The sequence below is a fragment of the Rhizorhabdus sp. genome (genome assembly GCF_018006725.1).
Taxonomy (GTDB): domain Bacteria; phylum Pseudomonadota; class Alphaproteobacteria; order Sphingomonadales; family Sphingomonadaceae; genus Rhizorhabdus.
This window is the reverse complement of the sequence record NZ_JAGMXV010000038.1, coordinates 13,512-28,814: the sequence shown is the minus strand read 5'-3', so window position 1 is coordinate 28,814 and position 15,303 is coordinate 13,512. Positions and strand designations below refer to the sequence as shown.

Here is a 15,303-nt window from a genome sequence, read left to right as displayed (position 1 = left end):
TGCCGGCCTGCGCAAGGTGGACCAGCGCGACCTGGGACGCCGCCGACAGGCCGGCCGAAGCCTGGTCGAGCGTATCGGCGGCGAGTTGCACGAAATGCCCGTAATCGGCCTTGATCGCGCTGGCCGCGTCCAGCACGGATCCTGCCACGCGACCGAACGCTCCATCGGCCTGGTCGATGAGCCGCTCTATGCCAGCCCGCGCGACGGCGCTGCTTTGGTTGACCGCACCCTTGGCGACGTCGAGAGCGGTTGCCAGTTTCTCGAGATAGGATTGGACGGGCATCCCGGCGGGCGGCAGGTCGGCGACCTCATCCGACGCCTGCCTCAGCTCCGTCGCCAGCTCCGCCAGACCCGCGGCCGCCGGCGCGAGCGGCGCCGTCCTGCCCGCCGCCTCTGCGGCCCAGGAAGCGATCGATGCGGCATGCGACAGTAGATCGCCTGCGCGTTCCTTGGGCAGGACCGTCGCTGCGGCCGCAACCCCTGCGGCCATCACCCCGCCCCGCGTCGCCAGGCGCGCCGCCGTCCGGACCGAGGGAGACGCCATGAGCCGGGCCGCGTGCATCCCGCGCAGATCGTCCTGCAGGCTCGACGCCAGCAGATGGGTAGCCAGGAACCGGCGCTGCGCCTGCGCCGCGTCCGCCGGCGGTGCGGGCAGCGCAAGGACGGCCAGCGCTTTGCCGTCCCGCTCGATGGTCTCGCGGGCGGAGGCGAGCGCCTGGCTGCTACCGGCCGTCAGCTCGACCAGCAGGCTTTCTGCCCCGTTAGCGTCGCTGACCAGCCGGCGGCCGACCGCGACATCCGGGTGGCGTCGCTCCACGACCGTTGCCTGGGGATCGAGCAGCGGGACCGGGCCGATGGCGAGGAGGCGGTGAGCGAGACCGCCATCCGGGGCGGCCGACCGCGTCACCGGCAGTTCCGCGCGCCTCGGCACCAGCTGCGCCGCCAGTATCGACATGGGGTGGCGGGGCACCGGCAGGGACGGCGATCCCGTGACGGGCTCGTCGCCGCGGCGACCGGTCTCGGCGGTCACATCGAGACTGAAGTGGCGGCCGGCGCGGCGGGCCGCCAGCAGGCTGATGCTGCCGAGCTCGGCCAGAGACGACTCCTCGGTACCGAGGCGGCCCCGCCAATCGTCATAGCTCGACCTGACCGCCAGGAAGCGCTCGAGTTCCTGGCGGCGGATGCCGTCGGGCAGCAGCGCGGCGGGGCCAGTGCCGTTCCGCTCGAGTGCCTCGAGCGCTCTCTCCACCGCGGCAAGACGTTCGATCGGGCGCATTTCGGGCAGCAGGGCGGTCACCGCCGAGCCATCGAGCATTGCCAGGTATTCGGCGGCCGGCGACAGGGCCGGCATCCCGCTCCCCTCCCCGGAGCGGAGCGCGAACCGTTGGGCTGCCCCGCGAGGTGTCAAAGCGACCGTTCCGTCGTCGCGGCGCTCGGCCAGGCCGCGCGCCTGCAGTCGCCGGGCCGCGGTGCCGCCGAGCAGGACCGCGAGCCGGGCAGAGACAGGCCTGCCTATGGCCTGGAGCAGCGCGCCGAAGCGACGCTCCAACGGCAGCAGAGTGTCCCTCCCCTGCCCGGTCTCCGGCGAAGACTGAGCCGGCTCGGCCCCGATGACCGCCGCGGCGCTGGCGCCGAGCAAGACCCGGGGGCGACCGGTGTTGCCCCGCGGCCGCCGCGTGACGAGCGCACCATGCGTGAACAGCTCACGCAGGTCGCGCGGGTCGCTGCCGATCAGTCGGCTGAGGCTGATCGACCCGTCGGGCGCCGTCGAGCGCGCGAGGGTTCGCAGGGCGCGCGCGGCGCTTTCGGACACGCGCACGCCGCCCTGTTCGCCACACCAGGCGGCCTCCCGGCCGAGTGCGAAAGCCGCTGATCCGGCGCGCGCCTGTCGATTGGACTGGTCCATGACTCCCTGACGACCGTCCGGCACGGAATGTGGGGTGCCAACACTGTTTTTTTGCTGATCGCCGGTAGAACCATCCGCCAGTTGCGTAAGATCAGGCTCGCGGCGCCCAAATAAAGTGCTCGCCGTACTCATTTCCTGGGGTTCGCCATCCCGCCAGACCGGCGCGGGCAGGTCGAGCGCGGCCGAACCCACCGCGGGCCGGAGATGCTCCCTGAGGACCTGGCCCATTGCCGACGCCTGCTCCATCCGCGATGCGCGGGACCACGCCGGATAATCGAGGGCCCGATCGAGCGCCGCGCCGGCTTGGGCGGAGGGCCCGCCGGGGCGACTTGCCACGAGCGCGTCAAGGCGCGCCTCGGCAGCCTCCCTGTCCGGAGCCAGGCGCCTTGCATCTGCCAGTATCGAATCCTCGGGCCGCGGACCGTTCTCCGACACGATGACGAGGTCGAGCCTCGCGAGCGCGCGCTGCATCCTCTCGAGGCGTTCGCCATCCGGGAATACCGCGTCGACGACACGCTGCGCCGCCGCTATGTCGGCCTCATGCCGGGCGATCCTTTCGCGGATCTCGGCTTGCTCGCGCATCACCCCGCGGAGCGCCAGGTCGAGCGACGAGGCAGTGGCAAGGTTGCTCGTCCGCGAAATCTCGACGGGGATCAGACGATGCTGCCCGCCGGCATCGGCGCCCAGGGGGAAGCGCAGCATGACCTGGGGTGGCTGGTAGCCGTAACCGGCCGCGGCGGCGAGCTCGAAGCCGCGCCAGCGGCCGATCGGTTCCTCAGGCGCGGCGACATAGCTCCCCCGCGCCTTGCGCGCCGCGGCAAGCACTTCGACCGCCTGAACGAGGGCCGCGGCGGCGTCGAGCCGGCCGCTTACCGCGGATGCGCCCTCCTCCTGCGGCAGATAGGCGGGCGGACCGGCCAGGGCGCTGGCGGCGACCTCGGCCCTGCGCACCGCTAGGTCGAGCAGCAGCCGGTCGACCGTGATCGACGCCGTCGCACGCTTGATGGCATCGGCCGAAAACTCGCGATCGTTGCGCGCCCTTGCCCAGGACCTCGTAAGGACCTCGACCTTCTGCCGCAGTTCGGCGCGCAGCACCAGCAACGGATCGCCGGTGGCAATCGCCAGCATCTGGGCGGCCGAGATCTCATCTGCGGAATCATCCCTGAGCGTGCGGTCAGCGAGTGCCCCCGAGCGGAAGGCGGTGATGAAGCCGCGCTTGGCCTCGATCAGCTGCCAAAGGAATGCGTCAAGCGTCCCCTCGGCAACATGATGGACCGAATGCACCTGGCTCAGCTGGTTGCCCTGGCGCTCGCCCCTCCCGCGACGCTGATCGATATCTTTCGGCGTCATCGGCGTGTCCAGGTCGTGCATCACGTAGACCCGATCCTGGACATTTCGGCCGGTGCCGAGACGCGCGGAACTGCCAATGGCGATGGTGCGGCGGCCCTCACGCAGATCTGCCTCGAGTTCGCGCGATCTCGCCTTGGAGGCGGTCGTGAAATCGGCGATGCGATCGCGCGGAATCCCTGCGGCCACCAGTTTCTCGATGATATCCTCGCGAAGGCAGAACCCGCGATTGGCCTTCGTCGGATGCAGGCCGAGATCGAGAAAAACCAGCTGCACGGTCTTCGGATGTTCGGCCGCGATCCGCGCGGCCTCCGCGACGAAGGTGTTCACCTTCGATTTTGGATGGTCGGCGGCGTTGCGGTCGACCAGCCGCAGGTCGATCGATGCCATGCGGCCGTCGGTCGCGATAGCCAGCATGTTGTCTCGATCGTCCTGCTGGCCGTGCTTCAGCGCGGCCGCGCGACGCCCGAGATCGGCGATGTAGGACTTGAGCTGGTCCGATGGCTGCGTCGTCAGAACATGCGTCTGATGACGCGGCACGGTCAGTCCGGCAACGCCACCGATGTCGGCATAATCCTGGATCTGGCCGTAGGCGCTGCGCAATTCCTGGAGATTGTTGAATTCCCGCAGGCGGCGGACACTCTTGAACCGTCCATCGGGACCGATCTCCAGGCCGGTCGATGTTCCTGCGAATACCGTGGCCCAGGCATCGAACGTCATCAGCCCAGCCCTTTGGAGGGCATCGAACTGCAGATAGCGCTGCCAGACGTAGGTTTCGGCGACCGAATTCACGAGCGGCGTGCCGGTTGCCAGGGTAAGCCCCTGCTCCAGGCCCGACTGCGCGGCGCCCTGCGCCGCCAGCCGTTCGGCGAGCAGCCGGGACTTCTGGAATAAGCTGACCGCTCGCTTGGATTCTCCGGACGGCAAGCCCCTCACATCCGTCATCGAGCTGGTCATCACGAGGTTTTTGTACTTGTGCGCCTCGTCCACCAGCAGCTGATCGATGCCGAGATCCTCCCAGTAGATCAAATCCTCCGCCCTGGGTTGATCCATCAGCTCGCGCAGACGCACCTCGAGGCGCTTCACCGTCGCCTCGATCTGTTTCGCGGTTCGGCGCTGCGCCGGGTTGGCCGCCCGGTAGCCGTCGGGAATGGCGTCGTCGAGCGCCGACCTCGCCTCGGCGATCCGCTCGCGCACGAACCGCTCCTCGTTGCTCGGCGTCAGCGGCAGATTGTCGAGCGTCTCGTGGGTCGCGATGATGAGGTCCCAGTCGCCGGTCGCCGCCGACATCAGGAAGGCGCGGCGCTCCTCGGGCGTAAGATCCTTGGCAGGCTGGACGAGGATCTGCGCGCCGGGATACATCGCCACGGCCTGGCCCGCGAAACCGCTGAGGGTCGGCAGATGGACGCTGATCGCGGGCTTGCGCCGGAGGCCGAGCCGCCTCTGCTCCATCGCGATGGCGATGAGATCGGCGGTCTTGCCCAGGCCGACCTGATGGTCGATCAGCAGATTGCCCTGTATGCCGCGCCAGATCGCGCGGCGCTGGACGTCTCGGAGCATCGCCGCCCAGGTGGGATCCATCGTCGGAAACGTCAGGTGGGACCCGTCGAGCCTGGGCTCGACCCAGCAGTTGTGCAGCCGATTGTACAGCCCAGCGAGCCGCTCCTTTCGCGCCGGGTCGCGCCAGATCCACTGGCCGAACGCATCCTTCAGCCGCCCGGCTGCGGCGCGGCGCGCCGCCGTGGCGGCGGCATCGATCCCGCCGTCGGGACCATTGCTCGCAACCTCGAGCGGCCGGCCGTTTAGCAGGTCGAGAAACAGACGGTGCGCCGGCGACCGCTCGGTTCCGAAGGTTCGCCTCGCCGCGACCGATCCCAACCGCTTCCTCGCGCGGTCCGCCAGCTCCAGAGTATAACCGTGCCGGAGCGGGTTATAGGAGCAGGTGACCGACCCCGCCGGAAGCGCGAGCGCCTCTTCGAGAAATGCCGCATAGTCGCCGGGCGGGACCCAGGACGATCCGATGTCGACGGCGATCAGCGCCGCCGGTATCGGTGCGGGTTGGATCGCCTCGAGCGCCGCGACGTTCGCGACGAATGCAGGATCGGCCGCTGCCGCGGCACGGGCGAGTTCGAGTTTGGTTGCGACATCGCCGGAGAGGTAGAGATCGGCCGGGACCAGCTGGCCAGCCTTGCCGCTCCGGTCGAGCACGACGGGGTCGCGAAAGGCGAGCCCCTCGAGCGCCCGGCCGACCTGGTCCTCCCTGATGTCGAGCAACTGCGCCACCCGGGCCGGATCAATCAGTCCCGTCTCGTTGAGCGACACCGCGATCGCGTCTGCGGGAGACGCGGCCCTCGCCGGCGCCTCGTATGGGCGGACTGTGTCGCCGTGGAAGATGGCGGCGAGGCTGATGCTGCCGTCGGGCTCGCGCAGCTCGAGGCCCAGGACCAGCGCGACCGTGGGATCGAGGGCGATGACCCGACGGTTCTCGCGCGACGTCAGCGGCCCGAGATCGGCGACGAAGGCCTCGTAGGCAGCGCGCAGCCGCGCGCGGGCCACCGCTCTCTCCGGCTCCGGCCGCTGGTCGCGCTGGGCGGTGACCACCGCCCTCAGCCGGTCGCGGAGCTGCAGCGCGCCGCGCATGACTCGTTCGGCGCGCGGCTCGAGGCCCGGGGCAATCGCTTCTCCCCGGCTCATCTGGCGCAGGACGTTCGACGGATCGATGAAGAACGCCCCATCGCGAAGCTGTGGGGCAGGCGGCACTTGGGCCGAGGGGTCGCGCCCGAGCGGACGGAAAGTGCGTTGATCGAGCCGGCCCAGCCGCTCGGCAATGGTTCTGGCCACGTGCTCGACCAGGCGATCGCCGCGCAACGGCTGGCCCGCCTGGTCGACCGCGATCACCTCCGGCTCGTCGGGCCCGAACCGGCCGGACGCGGCCCGCGCCACCCTGCCCAGGACACGGGCGGGATCCTCGACGAACCAGCGGTTCAGCCGGATCGGCTGGCCGCCGTTGGCATCCTCGATCTGGCCGAGCTCGATCCAGCTGGAGGCGGCGGCACGCGCCGCAGCCGCCTCCGGCGCCGGCAGTGCCGAGATCGGCGTCTCGCGGCGGCGCAGCACCAGCAGATCGGTCGCGACATCGGTCGCTGCGCTCTGCGCGAAAGTTCCAGCTGGTAGGCGCAGCGCCTCGATCAGCTCGGCTTTGTCCGCCATCGCCTCGCGGATCGCCGGGTCGAGGCGATCGAGGGTATAGGTCGAGGTGATGAGTGCACACGCCCCGCCGGGACGGGTATGGTCGAGGGCGCGCAGGATGAAATAATCATGGATGCTCGGCTTGAGTCTGGCATAACGGCGATCGTGCACGCGGTAATTGCCGAACGGCACGTTGCCGATCGTCAGATCGAAGAATGCCGGCGGCAAGATCGTCCGCTCGTAGGGAGAGGCGATCACGTTGGCCGAGGGATAGAGTGCCGCCAGAATGCGGGCCGACAGACTGTCGGCCTCGACGGCGGTAGCATCGATGCGCCGCCGCAAGGGGCCAGGGGCGGTACCTAGGAATACCCCGACACCGGCCGCGGGTTCCTGCAGTCGGATGTTGCCGGCGCCGCGACCGATGCCCAGGCTGACCAGGCCCGACCAGATCGCCTCGCCGATCCGCGGATCGGTGTAGTGCGCGTTGAGGATCGACTCTTGCGCCGAAACGAGGGTCTCGCGGTCGAGCGACCGCCGAAGATCGCGGACCAGCCCGGCCGTGTCGGGCCGTCGGTCGGAGTCGTTCGCACCGGCGCCGAACACGGCCTCGCCGAGGCCGCCGAACCCGGGATAAGCAGCCAGGACCACCCGTTCCCGCGGCGTCGCCGGGCGGTCCTCGGCCTCCAGGACACGCAGGATCTCCATCGCCTCGAGCACCGTCGTCAGCCGCGCCCGGGCGGACCGGCCACGCCGGGGCTCGGTGCCGGACGCGCCGTCGCCCTCCTGGCCGGCGAGGAGGACCCGGTGATCGCGCGCACCGAGGGCGAACCGCTGGTCCGGATTGCCGGTCGTGACCGAGGCCCGGTTGGCGATGGCCCGGTCGAGCTCGGCGCCCAGCGCCTCATCGCCGAGAGCACCAGCGAGCGCCCGTTCGCCGTCGAGCAGACGGCGGGCCGGGTCGAACCGGCGGGCTCCCGGCTTTCCGGCATGGTCAAGTACCGCGTTGGCCACGTCGTTTGCGCGTCCGGCCGGCAGTTGTCCCGCGGCGACCAGGTCGAGGACCCGATCGAGCTCGCTCGCGGCCGTGGCGACGTCGAGCAACGGCGCCAGATCGGCGCGCAGCCTGTCGGCCGCGCCATGTGACAGCCCGAGCAACGCAACCGCGACTTCGGCGATATCACTCAGCTCGGGCACGATCGCCGGATGCGGATCAGCGGCGGAACGCCCCTCGACGGCGGCCAGCTGGGCGAGCGCGGCGAGCTCGAGGCGCTCGCGTTCCTGCCTTGCGGCCAAGACCGGATCGCTCGCGCCGTCGGCGATCAGGTCGAGCACCTGGTAGACGCGCAGGATTGCTGCCGCCTGATCGAGGGCGACTTCCCACGCCTTCGGCAGCGTGGCCTTGCCCGCGGCGATCTGCAGCGCGGCGCCGAGAGACACGGAGCGGGCGCGCTGCGCCGCGGCTTCCGCGGCTCGGTGTGCCGTTTCGGTCAGGTGTCCGAGCGCCGCGGCAACGGACTCGACCCGCCATCGCCCGCTCTGCGTCAGCCGCGGTCCCGGTGCATCCGTCCCGAGCGAGAACCGCAGGGCAGGCACGGGCGAGGTCGATTGCGGTATCGCGCGATCGATGTCGCGGGCAATCGCCTCGCGGCCGGGCCCGGCGATGGCCAGGCTCGCCGGCGACAAGGCAAGCTCCACGAGGTCGGCGGCGACATGGCGTGCCGCCTTGACACTCATCGTCGTCCCGGCCGCGTCGAGCAGGCGCATGGCGAGCGGCAGATGCTCAAGGGCCAGCGCCGCCGGCGCCGCGTCCCGGAGGAGCTCCGCCCGCCTGCGCTCGCCGATGTCGAGGTCGCGGATTGCAGCTTCGATCACGGGCATGCTGTCGCCCACCCCGCCGGTAGCCGGTCCGAAGGGCGGGATGCCGGCGGGGTGGGCCGCCGGGACCGTGTCGACGTCCCGGTCCGCGAGTGCCCTGACCGCCTGATAGATCGGCCCGAGCTGGCGCAGCCGCTGCTGCAGCGGCCGGAAACCGGGCAGACGCGCGTCGAGGTCGCTGCGCTGGAGCAGCGTCGCGATCGCATCGGCGCCGCGGGCGACCGCCTCGGTCCGGTACATCCCGTCCCCCGCCAGCTGCAACAGCGCGGGCGCGACGTCGCCGAAAGCGCCGATGCCCAGCGCAAAGCGCCGCGATGCCTGCTGCTCGTAGTGCCAGAGTATCGAATCCAGCGGCAGTCCAGCGAGGCCCGGATTGCCGGCAAGGTCGATCAGCACGCCGGCGTGCCGGCTCGTCTCCCCGGCAAAATCCGCGCCCGCGGCACGGCGCAAGGATGCATCGGCCACATGGTCTGCCAGTTCGGGGGCCAACCGGGCGACATGGATCAACGGTCCAAGCCTCGCCAGCAGGCGCTGCGCCCGCCTGCGGCCGACCGGCAGCGTCGCGACGATCTCACGCCATCGCTCGACCTCGGGCCTGGCATCCGACGGCACCGAGGACGACCACCTGGCGAGCGCTACGTCGTAGCCGATCATATCGCGCCGGGTCCCTGGCGCCCGGGCGGCCTGGTAGACAGCTTCATATAGATCCGGCAGCGCGCCGACAACTGCCCGGATATCGTCAGCTGACCGAAGCGCGGCGGGGTCGCCGGCAGGCTCGCCCAGTACGGCCAGGAATTCGCCGGCCGCGGCGCGGATCGCGACCGGCCGATACCGCCCCTCCTCGTCGAGGACCGGGTCCGGCAAGCGGTCGAGCGCGAACGCGGGCCCGGGCCCGGCCGCCTCCCCAGCCACCGGCGCAGGAACCGGCCCAGACGCTGGCATTGCTTCGTCGACATCGCGATATCGCCGGCGGAGATCGGCGACGACAACCGATCTCCACAGTTCCTCGTCGCGCTGGTCGGCCAACCCCTTGCCGTCGTCACCGTATCCGTCGGCCAGGAGCGTCGCCGGCGATACCAGGGCGGCGAGCGCAAGTTCGGCGATGTCGATCCCGTCGTCCCGATCGGGCCGCTCGGCCAGTACGCGGCAGGCATCCGCCGCAGTTCCGCCATGACGAAGCAGCAGAAAGGCCGGGCCGACCAGCCGCATCACCTCGTCGCGGCGGCGCGCCGACACGGGCAGGCTCGCTAACGCCCCTCGGACCGCCATGCCCAGCTGCCGGGCTGCCTCCCCTTCGATCGGCGAGCCGGCGGCCACGCTCTCGAAGTGCTCGCATCCGGCGCGGGCGAGCCGTGCTACCTCGGCCTCGTCCCAGGCGGGAAGGCTGCCTATGGCGACGAGCGCCGCCGCTATCTGCCGGGCGCCGTCGAGGTGGGCACGAAGCGCGGCCAGCGCCTCGGCATCGACATCGGCCGCTTCGGCCAGCAGGATCATCTGTGCGCTTGCAGCAGTCAGCGCCGGATCGTTGTAGTTGCCGCCCGGGTCCAGCTGCGCCGGCAGAGGCCGCAGGGCAACGCCCGGCCGCGCCAGCGCGAAGCGCGGGCCGTCGCCGGCCGCTTGATCCTCCAATCCGCGCACGGAGGCGGTGCCGACGAAGGCCAACGCCCTTGCCGCAAGCCGGCTCGCGGCGGCTGGGTCAGTCCCGGTCATCGACCTCGCCGCCTCGCCGATGACTGCGAACGGCTCGAGGTTGGTCGCGAGCTGCGCCAGCGGGATCAGCCCGGCAACATCCCTCGCCTTTCGCGAGACCGACATCGGTAGGGCGTAGATGACGGTCAGCGTTTCGAGTGCGGCGCGCGCTGCCTGTGCGCTGACCGCGCCAGGCGGGGCGCCCGCCAGGCCGGGTGCCGTCCCCACACCGGCAACGTGGCCGATCTGTGCATGGTAGTCGATCGCCGCCCTGAGCGCGCCGAGCTCGATCCCTGCAGCAGGTGCGTCATAGCCCAGATCGGCCGAGGCCGCCGACCACGCCGCACCGGCAATGCTCCAGGCTTTCTCGAGCGCTTCCGGCCGAATGCGGCCATCCGGGCCATAGGCCATCTCCGGGACCGCAACCGCATGTGGCACCACTCCCAGTGATCCGAGGGATAGCTGGCGCGCGCTGTTGTCCATATCTGCTTTCCCGGGAAATCTGTGGGCACTGGCGAGGGTTGCGCGGGCGGCGCCGACCGCCGCCCGCGCTGCCCGTAGATCAGCTGCGGCACGCGCCGTCGCCTCGGCGGCGCGCGCCGCGGCCTGTCGCGCCGCGACCCGTGCGCGATCGAGCCCGCGGCGAGCATCGGCGATGGCGGACAGGGCGCTGAAGCGTTGCCGGAGCGGCGCGGCGCGGAGCCTGCGGCCGAGGCGCACGACGGCATCCCGCGCATCACCCTGCCTGGCGAATCCACCCGCCAGCGGCAGTCCGGTGGCCCGGTCGTAGATGCTCCACCGGCGGGCATCGGTCGCGGCTGAGACCCGGTATTCCGCGTCGACCCCGAGGATCATCGAGACCCGGCCCATATGCAGATCGGCCCAATGACCGCGGGCATCGTCGAGCAGGCGCGCGGCCATCCGGTCTCCCGCTGCCGCTCTCGCTCTAAGGACCGGTTCGATCGACAGCTCGGTCAGCGCCGACCGACCACTGTCGCCGGCGATCAGGCGGGCCAGATAGGTCACACTGTCCTCGTCCGCGGCACGCAGCGAGGATGGGTGTGCCTTCGGCGCGCCGGACAAGGCGGCCAGCCGGGCCCGCGCCTCGGGGCTCGCCGCTTGGACCGGCATGAGGACGTCGATCGTCGTCGCGACGAGCATCGGCGCGACGGCAAACTGTCCGCGGACGCGCGCCGGCACCTGCGCCAGCTCGACCGGCCGGTCCTGCCGGTCGAAGGCGCACAGCGTCAGTGACTGCCTGCGCCACCCCGTCCGCGGACCGCCGGCGCCGGCCTCCCCAGCGGGATTCCGTATGCGGTAAAGGCCTGCCGGGTCGACACCCGCGGACCGTCCTGAAACCGGCGGCTGCACTCCCGACTGGTCCGCGGCCACGCGATCTCCCGTCTGGTCGGCGTCCGCCCGGCCAGCATCGCGCCCGTCGGCAACTGCGCGCTGCCAGGCCGGATCGAGCAGTTCGCGCACCCGCGCGGCCTCGGGCGAACCACCGCGGACAACGAGGGACGCGGACCGCTCGCCGTCGGCGGCAATCGTGACGCCGATCTCGGCCCCGGCGGGATCGCGGCCCTCGAACGAGCAGGAGCGATCCGCCTCGTTCCAGCGGATCGGGCCGGGCGTGATGCGTCCAAGCCAGCGGAGCCGCGCCCGAGCCTGCCAGGCAAGCGCGGCCGCAAACCGGTCCGCGGAGGGCACCTCCCGGTGGAGCGCCGCCAAGGAATCCTCGGCCGCCGGCGGCTGAGCCGACCGCCCGGCGCCGTCATCGGCACCCAGTGCGAACCGGAGTAGCGCCTGCGCCGAGTTCGGGTCTATGCCGAATTCGCGAGCGATCCTTCGCTCATCGATCGGTCTATGGGTGAAATCGCCGGCCAGGAAGCCGGCAATCGCCGCCCGCTCGGGCGCCGTCAGCCCTCCGGCGGCAGCCCGAACATCCGGCGGGTCAGCTGCCGCGTCAGCCCTTTCGAGCCCGCCAGCAAGCGCTCGAGCGCCGCCGTTGACATCGGCTCTATCGGTTCGGGCGGCGGCGGGACCGGTCCCCGTTTCGCCGGCCGCGGATTGGTCACGGGGATCGGAAACCCGCCAAAACGCTCGGTCGCCGACCAGATGGGCGCCGTATTCGACGGACTGGCTGCCGGCAGGATATCGCCCGATGTCGTAGCGCTCGGGGAAGCGCCGGGCAGCGCCGGCGAGCAGGTCTCGTGTGACATCGTCGAGGCGTCCTTCATAGTCCGCTGCATGATAGGCCTCGTGAACGAATGTCGATACGGGATCCTCGGCCGTGGTCGCGACCATCGGCACGACCCGCAGCCTACCATCGGTGACGACCGGAATACAGCCAGCATCGAGCCAGTACAGGCCGCTGATCCCGCCACCGGCCCGGCTGGCGGCGAGGATGGCATCGCACACGAGCAGATCGGCCGCGCCGCCGGGCAGGAGGCGTTCCGCGGCATCGGCCACGAGGTCCTGGAGCGCGTTCCGCCGCTCCTGTCCTTCAGCACGGCTGCCGATGGCGACATCCGGCAATACCCGCAAAAACCGCCAGTCACCGCTGGCGAACATTTCCGCCGTCGCCGCCGGGTCTTCCGCGCGCAGCCATTCATCGAGCGAGAGCGACCCGTCCGCGGATCGGACGGACAAGAGAGGAAGGTCGGTCTCCGATGCCGGCACCCAGTCCGCGGCTGCCCCGAGCGAGAAGGCCCCTTGCTCGGCCGGGACCCGCGTCTCGGCCCGCCTGGACGGGGCAGACAGTGTTGAAACGAGCCTCTCGGCCAGATCCTGCCGCAGGAGGTCGGCCGGCGGCAGCCACAGGCGTTGCCCGGAGAGACGGTCGTCATAGAGCAAGACGGGGCGCCCGCCGGTGCCGGCGGTCAGGCCCAGCCTGAAGCTCGCGCCCTCGAGCCGTGGCTCCGGCAGTCCGCGGACAGCGTCGCGCCGGCTGCCGCCGACGACGCGGACGGTGCCTTCCGGTCCCAGGCGGAGGGCCAGGCTCCGCATCAGCCGGGCTACTTCCCTGCCGAAGGCATGGCGGAGCGACGACGCCCCCTCGTGGTCGAGCGGCAGTGACAGCAGCTGCAGAATGACCGGCCGGTCGTCGTCGGCAGCGCCAGCGGGCCACTGGATCGAGGGTCGAGCGGCCTGGTCGTCGACCAACATGCCGCCGGCGGCGGCAACCAGCGCGGCGCCAAGCCGCGCGCGCTCGCGGTCCGGCGCATCGAGCTCGTCGTTCGAAGGGTTGAAGAGCGCAAGAATCGCCCTCTGCACGGCCTTCGCGGGCCGGCGGCGCGGCTTTCGATCCGATCCAGACTGGGTCATTGCCGACATGACGTTCGGCGATAGCCGTTTGTCGCAAATCGAAGGTGATTTGAGCGCTGTCGTAAAAAATCTTTTGCGAGCGACAAAGACAATACCGGAGCGCCCCGCGTCTGGATGCTGTCAGCGTGAGCGGGAAGGCGATGAGGTCGATCCTGGTAGTCCTATTGATGGTGTTGCCGCTAGCCGGCATCGCGCCCTCATCCGCGCTTGCCGGCGATTGCCTTGCCCCGGCAAGGGATGCGGCGAGGCGCCATGCTGTCCCTCAGGCGATCGTGGAGGCAATGGTCTGGCGCGAGAGCAGCAACCAGCCGCTGGCCATCGGGGTCGCGGGCCGCGCCGTCATCGCCCCGGATCCCGGCACAGCCGTTCGTTGGATCGAACATTGGCGAAGGCAGGGGGTAAAGGATGTTTCGATCGACATGGGCTGCATGCAGGTGAACCGCCATTTTCATCCGGCCGCCTTCGGCGCGCCGGAGAACGCCTTCGACCCGGTCCTCAATACGGAATACGGCGTCCGCTACCTCAGGACGCTCTTCGACCGGTATCGGGATTGGACGCTGGCCGCGGCCGCCTACAACTGCAACCGGGTAGACTGCCAGATTGCCTATATCTGCGGCTTGATCGAGCGCATGGACGGGGCCGAGTGGCAACGCCAATGCGTGGTGCCGGGACATGTCGGCCAGAGGAGCCGGTCGTCGGCTCGGGGCCGGGAACCCGACCCGGCGCAGGCAAGGCGGGACCAGCTCCGCCGCCAGCGCGATGTCGGCAGCCGCACGGTATCGGGGTCTCGCCCGTGAAGTCGCCTGCCCCCCACGCGTCACGAATCCCTGCCACGACCGCAGCATCATGGAAGAAGAACATGGCGGCCAGTCCGCCCAAGCAGAGTGCGCCGAAGGATGCCGACCTCCTGTCGCGCCTGGTACCCGAACTCGACCTGACCTGGCATGCCGATGCGACGACCGCCGCCCCGGCCTTTCCACTGCGCATACCCCTCCCCTCGGATCTGGCCGAGCCCGACCGCGCTAAGCATGACGAACTGCTTGTCGCGGTCCGGTCGGCGCTGATCACCTGGCCCCACGCAGCGCTATCGGAGATCAGCCTGCAGACCCGCGCGGCCATGGAGGCGGAGCTGCGCAGCAGCGCCGACTGGCGTCGCCTCGACCTCGGGGTCGAGATCCTGCGCGAGGTAGGGCGATGCTACCGGCGCCAGGGCAATAACGACATTCGTCTGGAATTGCCGGCCGGCCGCCGCCCGCAACCGGCGACCACCGCCCGCATCGGCCTCGAACGCGAACTCGCCGTGGTGTTCACCGATTTCGCGGCGGCGAGCACCCGGATCATCGAGTATCTCGGGGCAAACGGGAGCCTCGCAACCGTCCAGGCGCTCACGGACCGTCCGGGCGCGTTCGGGCGCGTCAGAAGGATCTGGCTATCGGCCTGGACGCGGGGTGGCTGGCCGCCGAACGAACTGGAGCGGATCGTCGGCGACTATCTCGAGGCGGCGGGAGCCGGCGAATGACGGCAACTGCAGTCGACCCAGAGCGTCGCGTCACATGCCCGCAAGCCTTGCCGCGCTCTCGAGCTGTACGTGCCACTCCGCCTTGTACGAGCTCTTGCGCAATTCGGTCCGGATCATCGCCAGGAAGGACCGGACCACGAGCTGTGTGCCGGCCGGCAGCGCCCGCCCGCGACGACCTGGCGCCAGAACCTCCATGCACAGCCGGCCGAGGCCCTGCATTGTCGGAGCCATACCCCGCTGCGGCTCCCATCCAACCGATGTATAGAGTTCCGCTATGCGGCCGATCCGCTCGATCCGCTGGTCCGATGCGGCGCCCTGCATCATGTCCGCCCGGCAGGCGGCGTTAAGGGCGACGTCGAGGCTCCGGCCAACGGTATCCCTCCAGTCGGCAAGCTCCGCCACGTCGTACCCGAATTGCCAGCGACGTGGCGCCAGCGCCAAACCAGGGTGC

General features: G+C 70.6%; 4 protein-coding genes. 2 read left to right on the top strand and 2 right to left on the bottom strand.

Translation table 11 applies throughout. The features are described from left to right. On the bottom strand, positions 1-13,282 hold a 13,282-nt coding region (locus KAY22_RS08065), incomplete at its 3' end, for a hypothetical protein (protein WP_296622041.1). Positions 13,283-13,473: 191 nt separating this feature from the next. Here KAY22_RS08065 and KAY22_RS08060 point away from each other — a divergent pair. Both KAY22_RS08060 and KAY22_RS08055 read left to right on the top strand, forming a co-directional pair. After that, positions 13,474-14,130 carry a transglycosylase SLT domain-containing protein gene (locus KAY22_RS08060; protein ID WP_296622039.1) on the top strand — a complete coding sequence of 219 codons (657 nt, stop codon included), beginning with the start codon at positions 13,474-13,476 and terminating at the stop codon, positions 14,128-14,130. Positions 14,131-14,192: 62 nt separating this feature from the next. Beyond that, positions 14,193-14,852 carry a hypothetical protein gene (locus KAY22_RS08055; protein WP_296622038.1) on the top strand — a complete coding sequence of 220 codons (660 nt, stop codon included), beginning with the start codon at positions 14,193-14,195 and terminating at the stop codon, positions 14,850-14,852. A 30-nt stretch (positions 14,853-14,882) separates the two neighbouring features. Here KAY22_RS08055 and KAY22_RS08050 read toward each other — a convergent pair. Beyond that, a partial coding sequence (locus KAY22_RS08050; protein ID WP_296622037.1) for a hypothetical protein occupies positions 14,883-15,303 on the bottom strand: 421 nt, incomplete at its 5' end.

What these genes read in the sequence shown, in the direction of transcription:
- KAY22_RS08060 (WP_296622039.1), top strand. Translation starts at nt 13,474, where the DNA reads ATGAGGTCGATCCTGGTAGTCCTATTGATGGTGTTGCCGCTAGCCGGC.
- KAY22_RS08055 (WP_296622038.1), top strand. Translation starts at nt 14,193, where the DNA reads ATGGCGGCCAGTCCGCCCAAGCAGAGTGCGCCGAAGGATGCCGACCTC.